Here is a 21,672-nt window from a genome sequence, read left to right on the forward strand (position 1 = left end):
GATGGACCCGGTCGCCGTACGTCTACTCAAGGATGTCCTCCCCGATCGCGCGACTGGGCGACCGGACTCGCTCGCCCGACGCCACGCCGGCCGTCGTCGACGTCGCCGACGAGGACGCCGGCGAACTCGTCGACGCACTGAGCTCGAAAACGGCGCGTGAACTGTTCAGTGCACTTCACGACGACCCCGCGCCACCGTCCGAACTGGCCCGTGACCTCGATACCTCCGTGCAGAACGTTCACTACCACCTCTCGAAACTCCAGTCTGCAGGCGTCGTCGAGTCGGTCGGGACGCGTCTCTCGGAGAAAGGCAACGAGATGACCGTGTACGGGCCGGCGGCCGATCCGATCGTCTTCGTCGGGGACTCCTCGCCCGCACAGCGCGGAACGCTCAGACGGTCGCTCGCGGACTGGGCGACTGGACTCTCGGTTCTCGCGTTGACGAGCCTCGCCGTACAGATCGCTGCCGAACGCTTCCTCGGCGGCCCCGCTTCGTCGCTCTTCGAGCCCGCCAGCCTCGGTGTCGCCGACGGGAACGTGCTGCTCCGTGGCGTCCTCCTCCTCGCCGAACCGGGGCTGCTCTTTTTCCTCGGCGGTCTCGCTGTCTTCGTCGCTGCCGCGCTCACTCGGGCTTGAGAGGAGACGGGGGCGGTCGCCCGCTCCCGGGGACCGACGCGCGCTCACAGCGCAAGCGGTATGGTTCGGGGGTCCTTTAGGCCGTGAGTGACCCGAAACCACCGGACTGCAACGACAGCGACGCCGGGACGCTGTCCCCCAATGGCGCTGACGACGCCGCCGACGTCGAAACGCCGAAGAACCGCGGTCGCATCGTCGGCACGCTCTTTCTCGTCATCTTCATCGACCTGCTGGGGTTCGGGATCCTCATCCCGGTCATTCCGCGGTACGCCCAGGCATTCGGCGCGAACGAGTTCGTCGGGTGAACTCTATTATTTTCTGCAGATCTGATCTAAATTAAGTTGTAATCTGCGTCGGTGTGGTGCTTGACTCTGGCCGCAGAACGATCCTGTTAGCTCTCTGGCAACGTCGTTGGATCGAGCGGTTCGGCCTCCGATTTGTACTCTTTGTAGAGTGACTCTGCCCACGACACCACATCCGGATGCTCACTTTCTAACAATCCCTCTCCCTCACGCACTCGGTCGCCCTCTGTCCGACCAAGCCACAGCACTACTCGTCCATCGATGAGATGCATATTGACCGGGATGTGACCGTCGTACACCCACACCTGATCGGCGAACGTGTGCCACGGAGCTGCCCGTTCTGGATTGCCGTGAAGCTCCTCGATGAATGCGGCTTCGATGACTCCTTCGAGTTCCAATTGCCCTCGTTCGACGGCATCCGCAAGCGTTCGGACGATTATCTCCGGAGCGACCTGTGTGAGCCCCCGGTAGGTTTCGCCCGTCTGGTACAGCTCCAGTGCCCGTTTGAAATGAGCCTGCGGCCACTCCGGAGACGGGGTTGTGATCTTGGCGTCGCGGAGGTGGCGAATATCCAGTTTCCGGGCCGGTTCCGGGAGGTGATTGACCACGTCCCTGAGTTGCTGCGTTCCTTCGACTGTCTCCAAGTGGGTGTGAAACTCCTCAATCATGAGGTCTCCCATATACGTGAGCTCGTATCGACTCCCCTCGGATTGGACCCATCCGCGCGATTCCCCCTCGTCGAGGATCCGTGCAACCGTTGATCGGGATGCACCCGTGCGCTCGGCGAGGGCACTACTCGTCGTCACCCCGTTGGCAAGCGCCTCGAACACCCGGACGCTGTTGGCCGAATTCGCAAAGAACTGAATGGCCTCCAACGCGGGCTCTATGTCATCTGTTGTCATAGAAGAGACTACGATCAGATTCTATCTAATAGTTGGCCCGGGAAACAAGCGGGAGAATATCGAAAGCTGCGAGAGTATCCGACAACTATGGCACGGGGCGCAAACGTTCGCAGGGGTTGGGAACGTTCTTATCGAATAACACTATCCTCTCGTGTCTCCGAGTCTAAACCGGGTGAGCCGGCGTATGTCGAAAGCCAGCACCACCGAGCACGAACAGACCCTGAACACCTACCAAGACTTCGAGGATCTGTGGAACGGTAACCTCTCGAAGCTAGACGTGGTTGCCGAGTCGATTACCTTCTACAATCCGTCGCTTCCCGAAGGCGAACTTCACGGACGCGAGGCATTCGAAGCGTACCTTCGGAAGGTCCGATCGGCGTTTCCTGACTGGTACGTCGTCGCTGATGATCTGCTCGTGGGTGACGGAATCGTGATGAAAGAGTGGACGATAACGGGAACACACGAAGGGGAGTTCAAAGGCGTCCCACCGACCGGGCGCGAGATCGAGTTCAAAGGTATGGGGAAGGATATAATCGCAGACGGCAAAGTGCAGGAACAACGGCTCTACCACAACCCGCAGGGGGTGCCCGAACAACTTGGTCTCACAGAAGACTGATAGGGGTTATCGTACGTCTCCATAGATGTCTCGCCGGACGGTACAGCGAGAATCTCCGAACAGTTACGATAATCCTATGAGACTAAACGTCTGATCGACAGATCCACTATTCGTGGCCGATTAGCCAGTAAGAATCCAAAATGGGTAGCCGGCTGTCGGCTACCGATTTTCACGCTCCCGTCACTCACGCTCTCGCGTCGCGTCTGTCGTCCCCGTCGCGTCCGTCGTTCCAGACCTCACTCCGCGCGTGCGTCTTCGATCGCCTCGCGGAATGCCGCAGCGCGCTCGGTGATCGCCTCGTAGTCGCCCGCCGCGACGGCGTCTGAATCGACGAGGGAACTGCCGACCCCGACGCCGTCGGCGCCGGCCTCGATGAAGTCCCCGACGTTGTCCAGCGAGACGCCGCCGGTCGGCAGCAGCGGCAGGTGTGTGAGTGGCCCCTTGAGACTGCTGACGTGGCCGGGCCCGAGCGTCGACGCGGGGAAGATCTTCAGCAGGTCAGCGCCCGCCTCGTAGGCGTCGACGGCTTCCGTCGGCGTCATCACGCCAGGCGCGACGACGGCACCGTACCGATTGCAGGTCGCTACGACCTCCGGATCGAAACTGGGCGTGACGACGAACTCCGCCCCCGCCCGGAGCGCCGCGCCCGCCGTTTCGGCGTCGAGAACGGTCCCCGCTCCGACGAGCACCTCGGACCGGTCGAAAGCGTCGCTCACACGGCTGATCGTCTCCAGTGCGCCGTCCGTGTCGGCGGTCACTTCCACCACGTCGACGCCGCCAGCGACGAGCGCGTCGACCACGTCGACCGTCTTCGGCGCCGGCACGCCCCGGAGAATCCCCACGATTCCGGTGTCGAGCAGGCGCGCGAGGTCGGTATGTCGGTGTCGGCTCATACGCCTCCCTGTCGAGTGACGGTGATAAATCGACCGACGAACAGCGCGTCCAGTTCGCTCTCTGTTCGGCTTTAGTGAACAAAGATTGGAAGCCAATCTCTGTTCATCATTACTGAATATCCTAGTCAGCGAGATCGAGCTCGACCCGTTTGGCCGCGCTGAGGACGAGTCCGGGAAGGTCCTCTTCGAGGCGCTTGCCAGAGAGCCGCTCGGCGGGGCCGAGGACCGCCACTGCGCCGGCGAGTGCGTCACCACGTTCCCCCTGTCGAATCGGTGCGGCGACAGAGCGCATATCCTCCCAAACCTCGCCGCGGTCGAACGCGAGCCCGCGGTCGGCGATCGACCGCAGTTCGTCGCGCAAGTCCGACGGCGACTGGACCGTCCGGTCGGTCAGTCTGTCGAGCCCGTGCGTCTCCACGTACGCCTCGACCTCGTCCCGCGATCGGTACGCGAGAATCAGCTTTCCGGCGGCGGTCGCGTGCAGCGGGAGTCGGCTCCCCAATTTGATTCGGCGATCGTTGCGTTCGGCGTCTTCGACGGCCGCGTGGACGGCTTCTCCGTGTTCAGGAACGACGAGTGCCGTCGACTCGCCGGTGGATTCGGCGAGCCCGTTCACTTCCGGATACGCCGTCTGGTACAGTGTCATCCCGTCTCGGACACCGATCCCGAGGTCCAGAAATCGCAGTCCGAGTCGGTACCGACCGTTCGATGAAAGCACGACACCCAGCCGTTCCAGCGTGACGAGGTGGTTGTGCACCGACGCTTTCGAGACCGACAATTCTTCTGCGAGTTCCGTTACCCCGGCCTCCCGCCCGCCGGCGAGTGCGCTCACGATCCGAGCTGTGGTGTGCGTTGCGCCGACTGGATACTCGGTCACGAATCCGTCTCAGTTCCGGAACTACTTAAATACTGTTCAGCGATGGAAAACAAAACGAGCGAATTTATGATAGATTGTGAAGGTTATTCGGGCGGCAGAATTTGCGATATCGACCGGGTAGAGCGCCTCAAACAACCGTAATTCGACTTCGGTCCCTTTCGCTACCGTTCACTATTAACAAACGAGTTTGTTATGAATACATACTTCCACCTATGTAAAAACAGCTTTAGAAGCCTCCTAACGGGGTTTCACAGACTAATATACCAAACTTTTAAGTATATAATCTCCTATGTGTGATGTGAGACTCAGTATGACAAATGATGACAGAAGATCGGTCGGTCGTCGTAACGTCCTCAAGGGTGCTGGCCTCGCGGGCCTCGCGGGTCTGGCGGGCTGTGTCGGCACGGGCGATCCCTCGTCCGACTCGACGGCGACGCAGGCGAGCGGCGGCAGCACGGACGCGGGCGGGTCGACAACGACGGCCGCCCAGGCGGCGATGGCGCAGTCGGCCGAGGTGTGGGGCTGGGACGTCGCGGCGAAGGCCCTGAACCTCCTCGATGAACCCTACGAGGAAGCCAACGGCGGCGACGTCTCGATCAACCAGATCGGTCGGTCCGACCTGAAAGACAAGTTCAAATCGACCCTTCTCTCCGGCTCCGGCGCGCCGGCAGCCTCGATGATGGAGAGCGTCGACGCCGCTTCGTGGGTCGACACGGGCGGCCTGCGCGACATCTCCGGTTGGCTCGACGAGGCGGGCATCAAGGGCGACTTCGTCTCCGGGAAGTGGGGCCCGCTGGAGAAGGACGGCGGCACCTACGCGCTCCCGTGGGACATCGGCCCGGTCGGGACGTTCTACCGCCGCGACGTGATGAACGAGTACGACATCGACGTCGAGAGCGTCGAGACGTGGGACCAGTACATCGAGGAGGGCAAGAAGCTCCCGGACGATCAGTATCTGCTCAACCTCCCGTCGAACGACTACGACGGCCTCTGGCGGATGATGTTCCGGCAGATCGGCGGCCAGCCGTTCACGCAGAACGGCGCGGTCAACATCGCCTCCGACAAGAGCCTGCAGGTGGCCCGCATCCTCAAGCGCATCCGCGACTCGGGCGTCGCAAACGACCTCGCCTCGTGGTCGTCGTCGTGGTTCACGGCGTTCGGCGACGGGACGACTGCGAGCCTGACCGCCGGTGCGTGGATGGAGGGCACGCTGAAGGCCGAACTCGGCGACACGTCCGGAAACTGGGGCGTCTTCAAGCCGCCGGCGGTCGAATCCGGTGGCTCCCGCGCGACCAACTGGGGCGGCTCGAACCTCACGATTCCCGCGCAGGTCTCAGAAGAGAAGGCCAAGCGCGCGTGGGACTATATGGCCTACGCCCTCGGTCGCGAGGAGAGCCAGCTCACGATGTACCGCGAGTACGGTCTCTTCCCGGCACTGGAGACGACCTACGAATCCGAGGCCTACGACGACCCGCACGCGTTCCTCGACGGACAGCCTGCGGGCCGTATGTTCGCGGAGATCGCGCCGAACATCAAACCCTACCGCTACACGATCGACACGCCCGAAGTCACCAAGGCGATCAACACGCACTTCCGAGATATGATGGCCGGCGACAAGACGCCCAAAGAGGCCGTCGACGCCGCGGCGTCACAGGTGGCTGACCGAACTGATCGCGACCTCGCCTGAGGACGACCGATGGCCACTCGCGACTCTCTCTCGGGGACGGAGCCGTCGTTACGCGACCGCTTGCGGTTCGCCCGCCAGTCGGTCGGCGAGCGACTGCCAACGCCGGGTGAGGGGATCGTCGGGTATCTGTTCTTGCTCCCGGCGTTTCTCCTCTTCGGGATCTTCCTCGCGTTCCCGATCGTCTACACGTTCTACCTCTCGTTCTTCCGTTTCGAGGGGGTCGGCAACGACACGCTCCTGTGGATCGATACCGGCTTTTTCAGCTACCGGTTGACGAGCATCGCGGACCTGCGATTCATCGGCCTGGAGAACTACATCGCGATGTTTTCGGACACGCTGTTCCACCAGGCGCTTTTCAATACGACGTTCATTCTCGTCGTCCAGGTCCCGCTGATGGTGGCGCTCGCGCTGCTTTTCGCCGTCGCGCTAGACGCCTCGTTCGTCCGACTCCGCGGCGTCTTCCGGACCGTGCTCGCGCTGCCGGTCTCGGCCAACCTCGTCGCGTACTCGACGGTGTTCCTCCTGATGATGCAGGATGCGGGACTCATCAACTACGTCCTGACGTCGATCGGCCTCCCGGCGATCCCGTGGCTGACCAGTTCGTTCTGGTCGCGAATGACGATCGTCGGCGCGGTCACGTGGCGCTGGACCGGCTACAATATGATCATCCTGCTCGCGGGGCTGCAGAACATCCCCCAGCAGCTCTACGAGGCGGCCGAAATCGACGGCGCGACCCGGATCCAGAAGTTCCGGTACGTCACCGTCCCGCAACTGCGCCCCGTCCTGCTTTTCGTCTTCGTGACGTCGACGATCGGGACGTTCAAACTGTTCAGCGAACCGGTCATCATCAACGGCGGCGGCGCGCCGCTGGACTCGACGATCACCATCGTCCAGTACATCTACCAGACGGCGTTCATCGACTTCCGTCTCGGGTACGCCAGCGCGCTCACGTACGTCCTCATCGGCGTGGTGAGCGTCCTCTCGGCGATCCAGCTCAACGTCGGAGGTGAGAGCGATGCGTGAAGAGACTCGCCGCGAGGCGGTCTGGCAGTTCCTCACGTACGCGTTCATCCTCCTCGGTGCGATCCTGACGCTCGTGCCGCTGTACTGGATCTTCGTCGCGTCGACGCTCAAGGAGTCGCAGTTCCTCTCGTCGACGTCGCCGCGGCTCGCCCCGGGCGATAGCTTCTTCGCGAACTTCCAGTCGTTGCAGGCGCGCGAGAACGTTCAGTTCGTCGGCCACGTCGGCGAGATGACCCACTATATCGATCTGGGACCGTTCTACATCGCCTACGACTTCTGGAACCTCTGGAATATGGGTGCGATCGAGAGCAGTATCTTCGTTGCGGGCGTCTACACGCTGCTGTCGCTCTTGCTCTGTTCGATGGCCGGCTTCGCCTTCGCAAAGTACGAGTTCCGGTTCAAGAAGCCGATCTTCTACGCCATCCTGGCGACCCTGATCCTCCCGATTCAGTTGCTCGTCATCCCGCTGTTCCTGCTTATGAGCCAACTCGGGCTGACGAACAACTACTGGGCGATCATCCTCCCGTGGGCGGCGAACCCGCTCGGGATCTTCCTGATGCGCCAGAATATGCGCTCGATCCCCGATGCCCTCTTGGAGTCCGCGCGAATGGACGGCGCGACCGAGTTCCAACTGTTCTACAAGATCGCGCTGCCGACGATGAAGTCGTCGCTGGCGGCCCTGTCGATCATTCTGTTCTTGTTCCAGTGGAACCTCTTTCTGTTCCCGCTCGTCATCCTCGATCAGGGCAAGTACACGATCCCGGTCGCGATCAATCAGCTCGTCGGCGCCCAGCGCGTCTACTACGACCAGATTATGGTCGCTGCAACGCTTTCGATCATCCCGATCTTCATACTGTTCCTGTTCCTACAGAAACAGTTCGTCAGCGGGATTCTCGCAGGATCTGTCAAGGAGTAAACTATGTCAGGCATCACATTAGATACGGTACGGAAGGAGTTCGGTTCCGGCGAGGAGGCCGTCCTCGCGGTCGAGGACGTCGATCTAGAGATCGAAGACGGCGAGTTCCTCGTCCTCGTGGGGCCGTCCGGCTGCGGGAAGACCACCACACTGCGCTGTATCGCGGGGCTCGAAGACGTCACGAGCGGTCGGATTCTGTTCGGCGACCGCGACGTGACCGAGTTCAGGGCCCGCGAACGCGACGTGGCGATGGTCTTCCAGAACTACGCGCTCTACCCCCATATGGACGTCCGAGACAACATCGGCTTCGGGCTGAAACTGTCGACCCAGCAGTCGGCGGCCGAGATCGACCAACAGGTCGAAGACGTCGCCGCGATGCTCGGTATCGAGGACTTGTTGGACGACAAGCCGAAGGAACTCTCCGGCGGCCAGCAGCAGCGAGTCGCGCTCGGCCGCGCGATCGTCCGTGATCCGGCGGCGTTCCTGATGGACGAACCGCTCTCGAACCTGGACGCGAAGCTCCGTTCGCAGATGCGGACGGAACTGCAGACGCTGCAGCACGATCTCGACGTGACGACGGTGTACGTGACGCACGATCAGACCGAAGCGATGGCGATGGGCGATCGGATCGCGGTGATGAACGATGGCCGACTCCAGCAGGTCGGGACCGCCGAAGAGGTCTATCGGTCCCCGGTCAACGAGTTCGTCGCGGACTTCATCGGCTCGCCGAGCATCAACGTCTTCGAAGCCACCGTCGACGGCTCGCGCCTCGACGGTCCGGGCGGGTTCACCTACCACCTCTCGGATGCCTCGCCAGTCGAGGGCCTCGATACGGTCCGCGTGGGAATCCGTCCCGAGGACATCACCCTCGTCGACGACGGTATTCCGATGGTCGCGAACGTTCTGGAACCGATGGGCAACGAGAACTTCCTCTACACCACGCTCGGCGATCACGATATCACGGCCCGTATCGACCCCACGAAGCGGCCGCAACCCGACGAGACGGTCGAGTTCGCCTTCGAGGAATCGGCGTTGTATCTGTTCGATCCCGACACCGGCGATGCCTTGAAGACGAAAGACGACGGCGAGATTCCAGACCGGGGAGCCGACACGGACACCCGGCCGAGTGAGACCGACGAGGCGCTCGAGGAGGCGGTCGAATGACCCGCATCGTCGACTACGATCTCTATCAGGTCCCGCCGCGGTGGCTCTTCCTCCGGCTGGAGACCAGCGACGGCCGCGTCGGCTGGGGCGAACCCGTCGTCGAGGGCCGCGCGCGAACGGTCGAGACGGCCGTCGAGGAACTCCTCGACACCTACCTCCTCGGTGAAGACCCCGCGCCGATCGAGGACCACTGGCAAACGATGTACCGCGGCGGGTTCTACCGCGGCGGGCCGGTCTTGATGTCCGCCATCGCGGGCATCGACCAGGCGCTGTGGGACCTCAAGGGCAAGGAGTTCGGTGCGCCCGTCTACGACTTGCTCGGCGGTCGCGCACGCAATCGCGTACGCGTCTACCAGTGGGTCGGCGGCGACCGGCCCGAAGGCGTCGCACAGGCCGCCCAGGAGAAGGTCGACGAGGGGTTCAGCGCGCTCAAGATGAACGCGACGGCGGAACTTCGCCGGATCGACACCCCCGGCGCGATCGACGCCGCGCGCGAACGGATCGCCACCGTCCGCGAGACCGTCGGCCCCGAGGTCGACATCGGCGTCGACTTCCACGGTCGCGTCTCGAAGTCGATGGCCAAGCGTCTCGCGAAGGCGCTTGAGCCGTACGATCCGATGTTCATCGAGGAGCCGGTACTGCCCGAACACAACGACTGTCTGCCGGAGCTCGCCGAGCACACGACGACGCCCATCGCGACGGGCGAGCGGATGTACTCCCGCTGGGACTTCAAGGAGGTCTTCGAGGACGGCGCAGTCGACGTGATCCAGCCGGATCTCTCACACGCCGGCGGCATCACCGAAGTGAAGAAGATCGTCGGGATGGCCGAGGCCTACGACGTGGCGATGGCCCCGCACTGCCCGCTCGGACCGATCGCGCTCGCGGCCTGCGTGCAGGTCGACGCCTGCTCGCCGAACGTGCTCATCCAAGAGCAGAGCCTCGACATCCACTACAACGAGCAGAGCGACGTCCTCGATTACCTCGCGGACCCCTCGGTGTTCGAGTACCGCGACGGCTACGTCGAACTGCCGACCGATCCCGGCCTCGGGATCGAGATCGACGAGCGGCGCGTCCGCGACCTCGCCGACGAGGTCGACTGGCACAACCCCGTCTGGCGGCACGAGGACGGCAGCGTCGCGGAGTGGTGACTGTGGGGATGGAACGATTCACCGACCGCGTCGCCGTCGTCACTGGCTCGACCCGCGGCATCGGCGCGGGCGTCGCGAAGCGACTCGCCAGCGAGGGCGCGAAGGTCGTCGTCACGGGCCGCACCCGTGACGCAGGCGAGGCGACGGTCGCCGAAATCGAAGCGGACGGCGGCGAGGCGGCGTTCGTCCGCGCCGATATGCGCGACCCCGACGACATCGCCGCGCTGTTCGATGCGACCGTCGACACCTACGGCGGCCTCGACGTGCTCGTGAACAACGCCGGCGTCGAGACGAACACCGGCGTCACGGAGGCGACGCGCGAGGACTGGGAGTTCGTCGTCGAGACGGACTTCCGGTCGTTCTGGCTGTGTGCCAAGGAAGCGGCCGCGCGGATGGACGGGGGAGCGATCGTCAACACCTCCTCGAATCACGCGTTCCTGACGATGCCCGGGATGTTCCCGTACAACGCCGTGAAAGCGGGCATTAACGGAATGACGCGCGCGATGGCGCTCGATCTCGGCCCGCACATCCGGGTCAACACCGTCAACCCCGGTTGGGTCGCCATCGAGCGGACGCTCGCGGAGATGGACGACGCCGACCGCCGCGAGATCGAGTCGATCCACCCCGTGGGCCGAATCGGCACGCCCGAAGACGTCGCCGCCGCGGTGGCGTTCCTCGCGAGCGACGAGGCCGGCTTCGTCACGGGCGCGAACCTCCTGGTCGACGGCGGTCGCACGGCCGTGATGCAGGACAATACGTTACCTGATTATCGCGCTCGCCGGGAGGGACAGGAGTGACGCGGGTCGACCTCGGACACACCGCGGTCGCGTACGATCCCGACACCGGTCGGCTCACGATCGAAGCTGGTGCCGATGCCCTGGATTCGGACGTAACTCCGAAAACGCTCTTTTCGGGGTCCCTCGGGCTCCGACTCGCCGACAACGAGGACGCCCACAGCGACGGCGACCGCGATGGACTCGTCGTCGACGTGTCGGTCGAAGCCGCGGATCGAGACCGTGGCGATCACGGCGGCGATGCTATCGACCTGACCGTCGCGGTCGAGAACCGCACGAGAGAGCCCGTTCGCCTCGACGCGATCGAGGTGCTCGACGGGACCGTTCCGTTCGGCCCCGCCGACCGCGTTTTCGTCCACGGCTACCAGTCGTGGTCGCCGACGGCGACGCTCCGACTCGACGAGCGGTTCCCCGAGGAGACTCCAAAGAGCCGCCCGCAAATGGTCGATCTCGCCGCGCCGGACGACGCGCTGACGAGCCACGCCGTCACGGCGCTGACTGGCGATCCGGGGACGCTGACGCTCGGCTTCCTCGATCACGACGCGTCGCTGACGCGGTTCGACCTTCGCGCCGACCGCGACGCAGACCAGACCGCGCTCACGGCGCTCTGCCCGCTCGACGGGGTCGCGATCGGCCCCGGTGAGCGACGCGAGAGTGCGACGCTCCGGATCGACGCGGGTCAGTCGCTCTCGGCGGGGCTCGAATCGCTCGCGGCCGACGTCGGCGAGCGGATGGACGCGCGCGTTCCCGAGACGGCACCCACTGGCTGGTGCTCGTGGTACCACTACTTCACCGACGTGACTGCAGACGACGTCCGAACGAACGTCGCGGACCTCGACGAGTGGGACGTCGACCTCGACGTCGTCCAACTCGACGACGGCTACGAGACCGCCTTCGGCGACTGGCGGACGCTCGCCGACGGCTTCGAGTCGATGCGCGATCTGCGCGACGACGTCGCGGCCGCGGGCTACGAACCCGGACTGTGGCTCGCGCCGTTCTACGTCCAGGCCGACTCACGACTGGCGCGCGAACATCCCGAGTGGCTGCTGACCGACGCGGGTGACCCCGTCGACGCCGGCGCGCGCCACGGCCCGATGTACGCACTGGATACGACGCACCCCGAGGTGACCGCCTGGCTCCGCGAGACCTTCGCGACCGTCGTCGAAGAGTGGGGCTTCGAGTACCTCAAACTCGACTTCCTCTACGCCGCGGCCCTGCCAGGCGACAGACACGGCGACGTGACGCGAGCCGAAGCGTATCGGCACGGTCTGGAGACGATTCGCGAGGCCGTCGGCGACGCCTTCATCCTCGGCTGCGGGGCACCCGGCTTCCCCAGCGTCGGCCTCGTCGACGCGATGCGGATCGGGCCGGACACCGCGCCCTACTGGCGGCGCGAGGGCGACAGCGCGAGCCAACCCGCCCACGAGAACGCCGTCCGCAACGTCCTCAACCGGCAGTTCTGTCACCGCCGGCTGTGGGTGAACGATCCCGACTGCCAGCTCGTGCGCGAAACCACGGAACTCACCGTTCCCGAACAGGAATCCTTCGCCGCGCTCGTCGCACTCACGGGCGGGTCGAACTTCCTCAGCGACGCCGTCGCGGAGATCGACGACGCAGGCCGGCGGCTGTTCGAGCGCACGCTCCCACCAGTTGAGGACGGCCGCGTCCACGGCGTCGGCGACGGTGAGTTCCCCGACCGCGTCGTCTGCGAGCGCCCCGCTGACGGGGCGGTCGCCGTCGCGGCGTTCAACTGGAGCGACGAACCGCGTCGGGTTCGCGTCGACCCTTCAGCGTACGTCGATTCCGGTGACTCACAGGACTCGGACCGACCGGCGTTCACCTGGACGGCGCTTGGACCGACCGACTCGCCGAACGGTCTCGCCCGTGGGCCAGTCGAGCGCGAGGTCGCCCCGCACGGCTGCCTGCTCGTCCACTGTACGGCTGCCCCACCCGATCCTCGCCCGACGGTCGTCGGCGCGGATCACCTCGCGAACGCCGGATCGCAAGTGGCCGACGTCACCTGGGCCGACGGCACGCTGTCGGTGCGGCTCGACGCCGACAGGCCGATGGAGTTGGTCGTTGCTGTGCCGGAGTCGTGGCGACTGTGTGAGTCTGACCGGAACGACTCCGACAGTGAGCACACCAGTACCGGCGCCGCTGACGGCGTCGATGCCATCACACTCACCGCCGCACCGGGCACGAACGAGTTCGAATTCGAGACACGAGAATGACTGACGACACAGACGGAGATTCCGAGGAGCACAGCGACGAGGCCGCCCGCCCGACACCCGCACTCACTGCGTCGGACGCGTCGGCGACGGCGACGCCCTGCATCGGCGTCTGTTACTTCCCGGAGCACTGGCCGCGCGAGCGCTGGGAGACGGACGTCGAACAGATGGCCGAGGCCGGCATCGAAGTCGTGCGGATGGCCGAGTTCTCGTGGGGGCGGCTCGAACCCGAACGCGGCGCGTTCGACTTCGAGTGGCTCGACACCGCCGTCTCGCTGCTCGGCGACGCCGGCATCGATGTCGTCCTCTGTACGCCGACGGCGACGCCGCCGAAGTGGCTGATCGACGAGTATCCCGAGATCCTGCAGGAAGAGCCCGACGGGACGACCCGCGAGTTCGGCAGTCGCCGTCACTACTGCTTCAACTCGCCGGTGTATCGCGAGGAGAGCAAACGGGTCGCTCGGCGGATGGCCGAGCACTATGCGGACGTCGACGCGGTGGTCGGCTGGCAGACGGACAACGAGTACGGCTGTCACCACACGGTCCGCTGCTACTGCGACGACTGCGCCGCGGCGTTCCGCGAGTGGTGTCGCGACCGCTACGAGAGCGTCGACGACCTCAACGAGACGTGGGGCACGACCTTCTGGAGCCAGCAGTACGGCTCCTTCGCAGCACTCCAGCCGCCGCGACACACCGCGGCCGAACACCACCCCTCGCGACTGCTCGACTACGCGCGCTTCGCCAACGCGAGCGTCGTCGACTACAACGAGATGCAGGCGGACGTTCTCCGTGAGGCGAACGACGAGTGGTTCGTGACGCACAACTTTATGGGTCACTTCGACACCCTCGACGCCTTCAGCGTCTCTGAATCGCTGGATTTCGCCACCTGGGACTCCTATCCGACTGGCTTCGCACAGGACCGAAATACCGAATCGGTCACCGAGGACCGCCTCCGCGCGGGCGATCCCGACCAGGTGAGCCTCAACCACGACCTCTACCGGGGCCCGGCCGGCTTCTGGGTGATGGAACAACAGCCCGGTGACGTCAACTGGCCGCCGCGCTGCCCGCAACCCGGCGAGGGAGCGATGCGCCTCTGGGCCCACCAGGCGGTCGCCCACGGCGCGAACGTCGTCTCGTACTTCCGGTGGCGTCGCTGTCGGCAGGGCCAAGAGCAGTACCACGCCGGCCTGCGGAAACACGACGGCTCGCCCGACCGCGGCTACGAGGACGCCGCTCGCGCGGCCACGGAGTTCGAGTCGCTCGGCGACCTCGACGGTGTCGACGCGCCCGTGGCACTCACGTTCTCCTACGACGACCTGTGGGCGCTCGCCGAGCAACCCCACTCCCCCGACTTCGACTACTGGGGGCTCGTCGGCGCGTTCTACCGCGCCCTCCGAGCGCGAGGCGTACAGGTCGACGTCGTCGAGCCCGCGACTGACCTCGACGGCTACGAGGCCGTCGTCGCACCGACGCTCCACCTCGCGGACGAGTCGCTTGCGACCCGACTCGAATCGTACGTCGACGACGGCGGACACCTGCTTCTGGGGCCGCGCTCGGGGTACAAACTGCCGGGCAATCGACTCCAGTCCGACCTCGCACCCGGTCCGCTCGCGTCGCTCGTCGGCGGCCACGTCGACCAACACGAGAGTCTCCCCGAGTCGGTCGACACCACGCTGACCTACCGCGGCGACGCGTACGACTACCGGACGTGGGCCGAGTGGCTCCGCCCGGAGACAGCGGATGCGGTCGGTGAGTACACCTCTGGAACGGCCGGTGGGCGTCCAGCCGTACTCGACCACGTCGTCGGCGACGGCTCGGTCACCTACTGCGGCGTCTGGCCCGAGTCGGATCTGGCGGACGCGCTCGTCACCGACCTCCTCGACCGCGGCGGCGTCGCTTACAGCGACCGGCTCCCGGAGACTGTCCGCGCCGCCGAGCGCGACGGCCACACGTGGGTGCTCAACTTCAGCGGCGACCCCATCGAGGTGGACGCCCCCGACGACGCCGAATGGCAGGTCGGCGACGCGTCGATCCCCGGCTACGGCGTCGGCGTCGTCGGGGCTGCAGTGGCCGACCTGTCGGTCCAGTAGCGGCCGCGCACGCCCCTCCTCGGGAGCCCGAGCCCTCCGTTTTCAGCGCCGGAGAACGACCACTCGCCTTATGCCTCCGTATCGCTGAGATACGACAATCAGTATGCAGCGACGGACCTACCTTCGCGGCGCGGCCACCGCCGGCGTGCTTGGCACAGCGGGCTGTCTCGGATTGGGGGACTCGAACCCCGACGTCGCCCTGCCTGAACCGGACCGCGAGTACACGAGCGAGGAACTCCCGTACCCTGCGTGGGGGCAGCGCATCCCGGACGCGACGCTTCCGAACCCAATCGACGGTGGCGAAGTTTCCGTTCGGTCCGTCGGGAAACCTCAACTGCTGACGTTCTTCTACAGCCACTGCAACACGGTCTGTCCGGTGTTGATCCAGTCGATGCGGAACGTCCAAGCGCACTCTCTCGAACAGGAGTACGCCGACGCAGTCGCGTTCTTCCCGGTGACGTTCGACCCGCAGCGTGACGACGCAGAACGCCTCCGAACCTACGGCGAGGAGATGAACGTCGCGCTCGACGCTGGCAACTGGCACTTCCTCAGGCCCGAGTCGAAAGCGCGGGCGAAAGCCGTGGTGCAGGAGCAGTTCGGCGTGAACTTCCAGCGGACACACCCCGATAATATGGATATGTATATGTTCGCGCACTCGGCGATGACCTACCTCGTGAACAGCGACGGCTACGTCGAGCGGGCCTACCGAACCGACTCGCCGGACCCCGAACAGATCATCGACGACCTCGAAACCGTCAGAAACCGATGAACCGCCGACAGCTCCTGACCGCGCTCGGCGGGCTCGGGCTCACGGGAGCCAGCGTCGCGGCGCTCCGCGGCGACCTGCCGGGCACAGGCGGCGACGACTCGGGGCTCCCGATGCGCCTCGAGACGCTCGACGCTCGCGGATCAGAGGCCGGCGAGACGGCGATTCCCGTCCCCGAGACGCCGACGGTAATCGACCTGTTCGCGACGTGGTGTGCGCCCTGTAAAGAGCAGATGAACGAACTCTCGACCGTCTACGAGGAGTACGGCGACAGCGTCGCGTTCGTCTCCGTCACCAACGAGCGGATCGGCGGGACACTGTCGGCCGACGACATCCGGGCGTGGTGGCGGCGACACCACGGCGAGTGGACCGTCGCCCTAGACCCCGACAGTGACCTGATGGCGGCACTCGGTGCCGGCGGGATCCCGTATCTCGTCGTCACCGACGCCGCTGGCACCATTCGCTGGCAGGACGCCGGTCTGACTCGTGCACCGGACCTCCGAACCGAACTCGACGCCGTCCTTGCAGAGACGTGACGTCGGCTGCCTTCTTCGGCACCGTCGCGTTCGCCGCCGGCACGGGCGTGACGACGTTCTTCGCGCCCTGTGCCTTCCCGCTGCTGCCCGGATACGTCGGGTACTACGTCCGCCGGAACGACGACACGCCCGGGCTCGTCTCGGGACTCGCGGCCGCTGCGGGCGCAATCGTCGCGCTCGGCGTTATCGCGTCGCTCGCGTTCGCCCTCGGCCAGCGACTCACCTCGTTGTTGCCGCTGTTCGAACCGCTGATCGGCGCGATGCTGGTCGTCTTCGGTCTGTTGGTCCTTTCGGGGTGGACGCCGCCGACGATCCCACTCCCGAAGCGCCCGGAATCGCTGCTCGGATTCGGTGTTTTCGGTGCGGTCTACGCGGTCGCCGCGGCGGGGTGCGTCGTTCCGCTGTTCCTCGGCGTGATCGCGCAGGCGTCGGCACTCTCACCCGCGCGCGGCCTCGTCGTCCTCGGAGCCTACGCCGGGGGCGTCGCGGTCCCGCTCGTCGGCGTGACGCTGCTCACCGACGCCGGCGTGACCGCCTGGCGCGGGGCGGGCCGGTACGCGGGCTATCTGAAGCAGGCCGCCGGGGTACTCCTCGTCCTTGCCGGTCTCGGGCAGTTGTACCTCTCTATCGTCGTCCTCGACGTGCTCTGACGCTGGTGGTCGCGGCACGTCTCACTTCGTATCTCACACCGTGACGTCTTGCTTCGGAACTCACAACCGCTGTGCGAGCGCCTCGAGCGCGTCGCTGCCGCCGTTCCGGAGCGGCGTTCCGTGCCCCATACATGCGACCTCGAACGGCGGTGCGTCCGCTGCAAGCCGTCGGATGCTCTCGCGGACCTGGGCCGTGTCGTAACTCATCGCCCAGCCGGACGCTTCGAGCGCGCCGTCGGATTCCGCGACCAGATCGCCGAGCAATCCCACGTCGAGCTCGGTGCTCACGTACGCCACGTGTCCCGGCGTGTGGCCGGGCGTGTGGTAGGCGGTGAACGTCCCGACCTCCTCGCCGTCGTCGACGGCGGCGACGTCGAGTGACGGATGGGTCGTGAAGACGCTGGCGAGCCGCTGGAACGCGCCCTTGTGATTCGTGACGGGCGGCGACCGCCGGTTCGTCAGAATGTCTGCGTCGAACGGTCCCGCGTGCACAGTCGCGTCTAACTCCGGCGTCAACCCGGCGAGCGCCCCGATGTGGTCGAGGTCGTAGTGGGTGAGTAGCACTCGTTCGATATCGCTCACCTCGACGCCAGCCGAATCGAGTCCGTTCCGGATCGCGGACCCGTCTAAGGGCGTCCCCGCGTCCACCAGCGTGGGCACGTCGTCGAAGACGAGATATGCGTTGACGCCGCGCAACGCGAACTGCCACACGTCGTCGGTCAACTGCGTCGCCATACTCGGTGTAGGCCCCCTGATGGTTTGAACGCTGGTGTGACGGCGCACGCGGTTGCACGTATCGCTCGTCCCGGCACGGAACTTCTCGGGTGGTGTCGCCGACACCGAAACGCTTCAAGCGCCACATCTCCGACGTACTGATACCGAATGACGAACACCGCCTCACCCACACCTCTCCCGGACGCGACCCGGCTCGGTCGGTCTGCACTTCGCGTCGCCGACCTCGACGAGATGATCGAGTTCTATCGGACAGTCGTCGGTCTCTCCGTCCAGTCCCGCGGTGAGACGCGCGCAACCCTCGGCGTCGACGACACGCCGCTTTTGGTGTTGCTCCGCAACGCAGACGCCGCGCCGCGAACTGACCGGCAGGCCGGCCTCTTTCACACCGCGTTCAGAGTCCCATCGCGCACAGCGCTGGGTGCAGCTCTCGAACGGGTCCGCGACCACTGGACGCTGGAGGGCGCGTCGGATCATCTGGTGAGCGAAGCGCTCTACCTCAGTGATCCGGAGGGCAACGGGGTCGAAATCTACTGTGACCGTCCGCGCGAGGAGTGGCCGCGTTCGGACGACGGCACGGTCGAGATGTCGACGCTGCCTCTCGACGTCGACGCCATCGTCTCTCAGTCTGACAGCGCTGCGGACGTACCCGCTGGAACCGATCTCGGCCACGTGCACCTGGAGACAACGTCACTCTCGGCCGCCCGTGAGTTCTACGTCGAGACGCTCGGCCTCGGCGTCCAGATCGACAGCGACGCCGCGCTCTTTCTCGCTGCCGGCGACTACCACCACCACGTCGGGATCAACACGTGGAACGGACGGTCCGAGCCAGCGGGCGGCCGCGGACTGGCGTGGTTCGAGATCGTGGTTCCGAGTAGTGACGCGCTTGCGGCCCTTCGAGAGCGTCTCGCGGACGCAGGTGTCGCCGTCACCGACCGCTCTGACGGTGTCGAAATCGCCGACACTGATGGGATCGGCATCCGTCTCCGCGTGGAATAGCGATCCGAGCGGTGCTCGCCGCCCGGGTGCCTCTTACTCGCCCTCGGGCCGCAACCGCGCGAGCCGCATCGCGTTGCTGGTCACGCCGACAGTCATCCCGGCGTCGCCCGCCAGCACTGCCAACCAGATCGGAACGTAGCCGAACGGCACGGCGACCGCCAGGAGCGCCTTGATGCCCAGGCTGGCCCAGATGTTCTGTCGAATGACGCCGTTCGCGTCGTTCGCGAGTTCGTAGAGGTACGGCAGTTTCGCGAGGTCGTCGGCCATCAGCGCGATGTCGGCGGTTTCTAGCGCCGTGTCCGTCCCCGCTGCGCCCATCGCGATACCCACCGTGGCCGTCGCCAGCGCCGGCGCGTCGTTGATGCCGTCGCCGATCATCGCTACGCCGCCGTCCTCGGAGGTGTCGATGAGTTCCCGGACCGAATCCACCTTCTCCTCGGGCAGGAGTTCGGCACGGTACTCGTCGACGCCGACCCGCTCGGCGATCGCGCGCGCCGTCCGCTCGTTGTCGCCGGTCAGCATCACCGTCCGTGAGACGCCGAGTTCTTTCAGTCGGGCGACGGCGCGCTCGGCTTCGGGTCGGACCTCGTCGGCAACGGCGATGACCCCCTCCAGTTCGTCCGCTGTTCCGACGAGAACGACGGTCTTTCCTTCCGACTGGAGTTCGGGGACGGTGCCGTGGAGGAGGTCGACGCAGTCGTTGCGCTCGCAGATCTCCTGGGCCGTCTGGGTCACGACGCCGCCGTCCGTGGTCGCGTGGACGTGTTCGAGGTCGAAGCCGAGTTCCTCGAACAGCCCCGGTTTGCCGGCGATGTGGGGCGTTCCGTCGAGCGTCGCGCGGACGCCTTTTCCAGTGAGACTCTCGAAGTCGTCGACCGTGCGCCCGTCGACGCCAGCCGAGTTCGCTGCGGCGACGATGGCTTCTCCGACCGGGTGTTCGCTGCGCTCTTCGAGTCCGCGAGCGCACCGGAGGACCTCCGCCTCGGAGTTCCCGTTCAGCGGGACGACGTCGGTGACGGTGAGTTCGCCGCTCGTGAGCGTCCCGGTCTTGTCGAACGCGACGACGTCGACCGCGCCCATCGCTTCGAGGTGTGACCCGCCCTTGATGAGCACCCCGTTTTTCGCCGCGCTCGTGATTCCAGACACGACGGAGACAGGCGTCGAGATGACGAACGCACAGGGACAGGCGAGTACGAGCAGCGTCAGGCCGTAGACGACGGCCGTCGGCCAGCCGACGCCGAAGACGAACGGCGTCCCGAGCGTGACGACGACCGCGAACGCGACCACGACCGGAGTGTAGTACGCCGAGAAGCGCTCGACGAACTGCTCGCGCTCGGTCTTCTTCGACTGGGCGTCCTCGACCATCTCGACGATGCGCGAGAGCGTGTTGTCGCTCGCCGCCGCCGTGACGCGGATCTCCAGGTAGCCGTCTTCGTTGATCGACCCGGCATACACATCGTCGCCGACGGTCTTGTCGACCGGCACGCTCTCGCCCGTGATCGGAGCCTGATTGACGGCGCTTCCGCCGGTCTCGACCGTGCCGTCCATCGGGATCTTCTCGCCCGGGCGTACGACGACGACGTCGCCGGGTTCGACGGCCTCGACGGGCACCGTCTCGGTGCCGTCCCCACGCTTCACCGTGGCTTCGTCCGGCGAGAGGTCCATCAGTTCTCTGAGCGAGTTGCGGGCGCGATCCATCGAGTACCGCTCCAGCAACTCGGCGACGCTGAAGAGGAACGCGAGCGTCGCCGCCTCGAAGTACAGCGCCTCGCCGAACGCCAGACTCGCCAGCAGCGCGCCGACGATCGCCACCGACATCAGGAAGTCGATGTCGAGATTCAGGTTCCGCGCGGAGTAGTAGCCGTTTCGGAGGATCGCCTGCCCGCCGGTGGCGACGGCCAGGAGAAAGAGCACGTCAGCGATCAGCAACTCTGTTCCCAGCACGCTCGCGACTTGCGCGTTCGATCCCGGGAGGAAGAACTCGAAGGCGAGGCCGATCGTCAGGAAGACGCCGCTGATCCACGTTTTCACCGCGCGTGAACTCGTCCAGATCGAGTCCCGACCGCCCTCCTCGCCCCCCACGCCGTGGCTGTGTCCGTGGCCCTCACCGTCTCCGCCCTGTCCCTTCGCGTCAGTGACCTCGTAGCCAGCACCCTCGACCGCGCTCACGAGGTCGTCCGGCGACACCGCGCGCTCGTCGTAGGCGACGCTCACGCTCCCGGTCGTCGGTCGGGTTTCGTGTGTTTCGACTCCTTCGACGCGGTCGAGCGCGCTTTCGACCTTTCCGGCGCAGGAGGCGCAGTCCATACCCGGAACCGAGAGGCTGACTGTCGCCTCGCTGCGTCCTTCGACGCGGTAGCCCGCTTTCTCGATCCGGTCTTCGATGTCGTCTGCGGTCGTCGCGCCCGCATCGTAGGTGACGGTGAGGCGTCCGCTCGCGATACGGGGGTCTACGTCCTCGATCCCGTCGAGTTTCGATACGCTACGCTTGACCTTTCCCGCACAGGAGGGACAGTCCATATCGGGGACGTCGAACGTCGCGGCCGCACCGTCGCTGCCCGCGGACGCCCCACCCTCTCGTCCGCCGCCTTCGTCCTGCGAATTCGGACGACCGGCGTCCCGGCCGCCGCGCGCCGAACCTGTCATTACTAGATCGGTGGGATCCACGTCTTATTAATTCATCTGCTATTTACCCGGGCAAAATTCACAGTGAT

20 protein-coding genes are annotated in these 21,672 nt (G+C 65.6%); 15 read left to right on the plus strand and 5 right to left on the minus strand.

The window, feature by feature from the left end; all coding sequences use genetic code 11:
• The first annotated feature begins 32 nt into the window (after positions 1-32).
• Complete coding sequence (locus D3D02_RS11495) at positions 33-635, plus strand: helix-turn-helix domain-containing protein (protein ID WP_121570130.1); 603 nt, start codon at positions 33-35, stop codon at positions 633-635.
• An 83-nt stretch (positions 636-718) separates the two neighbouring features.
• Positions 719-940, plus strand: a complete 222-nt coding sequence (locus D3D02_RS20650; RefSeq protein ID WP_121570131.1) for a hypothetical protein — start codon at positions 719-721, stop codon at positions 938-940.
• An 86-nt stretch (positions 941-1,026) separates the two neighbouring features.
• Here D3D02_RS20650 and D3D02_RS11505 read toward each other — a convergent pair whose 3' ends face one another.
• Positions 1,027-1,839: a winged helix-turn-helix domain-containing protein gene (locus D3D02_RS11505; RefSeq protein WP_121570132.1), complete on the minus strand. Its 813-nt coding sequence runs from the start codon at positions 1,837-1,839 to the stop codon at positions 1,027-1,029.
• Between the two features lie 184 nt (positions 1,840-2,023).
• Here D3D02_RS11505 and D3D02_RS11510 point away from each other — a divergent pair, with 184 nt between their 5' ends.
• Positions 2,024-2,455, plus strand: coding sequence for an ester cyclase (locus D3D02_RS11510; RefSeq protein ID WP_121570133.1), 432 nt, complete (start codon positions 2,024-2,026; stop codon positions 2,453-2,455).
• A 236-nt stretch (positions 2,456-2,691) separates the two neighbouring features.
• On the opposite strand, the gene D3D02_RS11515 is transcribed toward D3D02_RS11510, so the two are convergent.
• Positions 2,692-3,348 (minus strand): bifunctional 4-hydroxy-2-oxoglutarate aldolase/2-dehydro-3-deoxy-phosphogluconate aldolase, encoded by a 657-nt coding sequence (locus D3D02_RS11515; RefSeq protein ID WP_121570134.1) that lies wholly within the window; start codon positions 3,346-3,348, stop codon positions 2,692-2,694.
• Between the two features lie 121 nt (positions 3,349-3,469).
• Positions 3,470-4,225 carry an IclR family transcriptional regulator gene (locus D3D02_RS11520; RefSeq protein ID WP_121570135.1) on the minus strand — a complete coding sequence of 252 codons (756 nt, stop codon included), beginning with the start codon at positions 4,223-4,225 and terminating at the stop codon, positions 3,470-3,472.
• 310 nt (positions 4,226-4,535) lie between these two features.
• Here D3D02_RS11520 and D3D02_RS11525 point away from each other — a divergent pair, with 310 nt between their 5' ends.
• From D3D02_RS11525 to D3D02_RS11575, 11 genes are all read left to right on the plus strand, one after another.
• Positions 4,536-5,912 (plus strand): extracellular solute-binding protein, encoded by a 1,377-nt coding sequence (locus D3D02_RS11525; RefSeq protein WP_121570190.1) that lies wholly within the window; start codon positions 4,536-4,538, stop codon positions 5,910-5,912.
• Positions 5,913-5,921: 9 nt separating this feature from the next.
• Positions 5,922-6,935 (plus strand): carbohydrate ABC transporter permease, encoded by a 1,014-nt coding sequence (locus D3D02_RS11530; protein WP_121570136.1) that lies wholly within the window; start codon positions 5,922-5,924, stop codon positions 6,933-6,935.
• A complete protein-coding gene (locus D3D02_RS11535; protein WP_121570137.1) occupies positions 6,928-7,851 on the plus strand; it encodes a carbohydrate ABC transporter permease in 924 nt (307 codons plus the stop codon). The genes D3D02_RS11530 and D3D02_RS11535 overlap by 8 nt, the downstream gene beginning before the upstream one ends.
• A gap of 3 nt (positions 7,852-7,854) precedes the next feature.
• Positions 7,855-9,015, plus strand: coding sequence for an ABC transporter ATP-binding protein (locus tag D3D02_RS11540; RefSeq protein ID WP_121570138.1), 1,161 nt, complete (start codon positions 7,855-7,857; stop codon positions 9,013-9,015).
• On the plus strand, positions 9,012-10,163 hold the full coding sequence (gene dgoD, locus D3D02_RS11545) for a galactonate dehydratase (protein ID WP_121570139.1): 1,152 nt from the start codon (positions 9,012-9,014) through the stop codon (positions 10,161-10,163). The genes D3D02_RS11540 and dgoD overlap by 4 nt, the downstream gene beginning before the upstream one ends.
• 8 nt (positions 10,164-10,171) lie before the next feature.
• Entirely contained in the window at positions 10,172-10,960 is a 789-nt protein-coding gene (locus D3D02_RS11550; RefSeq protein ID WP_121570140.1) for an SDR family NAD(P)-dependent oxidoreductase, read from the plus strand.
• Entirely contained in the window at positions 10,957-13,188 is a 2,232-nt protein-coding gene (locus tag D3D02_RS11555; protein ID WP_233560638.1) for a glycoside hydrolase family 36 protein, read from the plus strand. Before D3D02_RS11550 ends, D3D02_RS11555 begins: the two co-directional genes overlap by 4 nt.
• The gene (locus D3D02_RS11560) at positions 13,185-15,275 is read left to right on the plus strand and encodes a beta-galactosidase (RefSeq protein WP_121570141.1); all 2,091 of its coding nucleotides are present in this window, start codon (positions 13,185-13,187) and stop codon (positions 15,273-15,275) included. The genes D3D02_RS11555 and D3D02_RS11560 overlap by 4 nt, the downstream gene beginning before the upstream one ends.
• A gap of 103 nt (positions 15,276-15,378) precedes the next feature.
• Positions 15,379-16,044: an SCO family protein gene (locus D3D02_RS11565; RefSeq protein WP_121570142.1), complete on the plus strand. Its 666-nt coding sequence runs from the start codon at positions 15,379-15,381 to the stop codon at positions 16,042-16,044.
• On the plus strand, positions 16,041-16,577 hold the full coding sequence (locus D3D02_RS11570; protein ID WP_121570143.1) for a TlpA disulfide reductase family protein: 537 nt from the start codon (positions 16,041-16,043) through the stop codon (positions 16,575-16,577). The genes D3D02_RS11565 and D3D02_RS11570 overlap by 4 nt, the downstream gene beginning before the upstream one ends.
• Entirely contained in the window at positions 16,574-17,227 is a 654-nt protein-coding gene (locus D3D02_RS11575) for a cytochrome c biogenesis CcdA family protein (protein ID WP_121570144.1), read from the plus strand. Before D3D02_RS11570 ends, D3D02_RS11575 begins: the two co-directional genes overlap by 4 nt.
• Positions 17,228-17,287: 60 nt before the next feature.
• Here the strand turns inward: D3D02_RS11575 and D3D02_RS11580 are convergent, their stop codons facing one another.
• The gene (locus D3D02_RS11580; protein WP_121570145.1) at positions 17,288-17,962 is read right to left on the minus strand and encodes an MBL fold metallo-hydrolase; all 675 of its coding nucleotides are present in this window, start codon (positions 17,960-17,962) and stop codon (positions 17,288-17,290) included.
• Positions 17,963-18,109: 147 nt separating this feature from the next.
• Between D3D02_RS11580 and D3D02_RS11585 the strand changes: the two genes are divergently transcribed.
• Positions 18,110-18,958 (plus strand): VOC family protein, encoded by an 849-nt coding sequence (locus tag D3D02_RS11585; protein WP_121570146.1) that lies wholly within the window; start codon positions 18,110-18,112, stop codon positions 18,956-18,958.
• Between the two features lie 33 nt (positions 18,959-18,991).
• Here the strand turns inward: D3D02_RS11585 and D3D02_RS11590 are convergent, their stop codons facing one another.
• Positions 18,992-21,604, minus strand: coding sequence for a heavy metal translocating P-type ATPase (locus tag D3D02_RS11590; protein WP_121570147.1), 2,613 nt, complete (start codon positions 21,602-21,604; stop codon positions 18,992-18,994).
• Positions 21,605-21,672: the final 68 nt, after the last annotated feature.

Origin of the sequence: Halobellus sp. Atlit-38R, from assembly GCF_003665925.1 — an archaeon.
Taxonomy (GTDB): Archaea; Halobacteriota; Halobacteria; order Halobacteriales; family Haloferacaceae; genus Haloquadratum; species Haloquadratum inordinatus.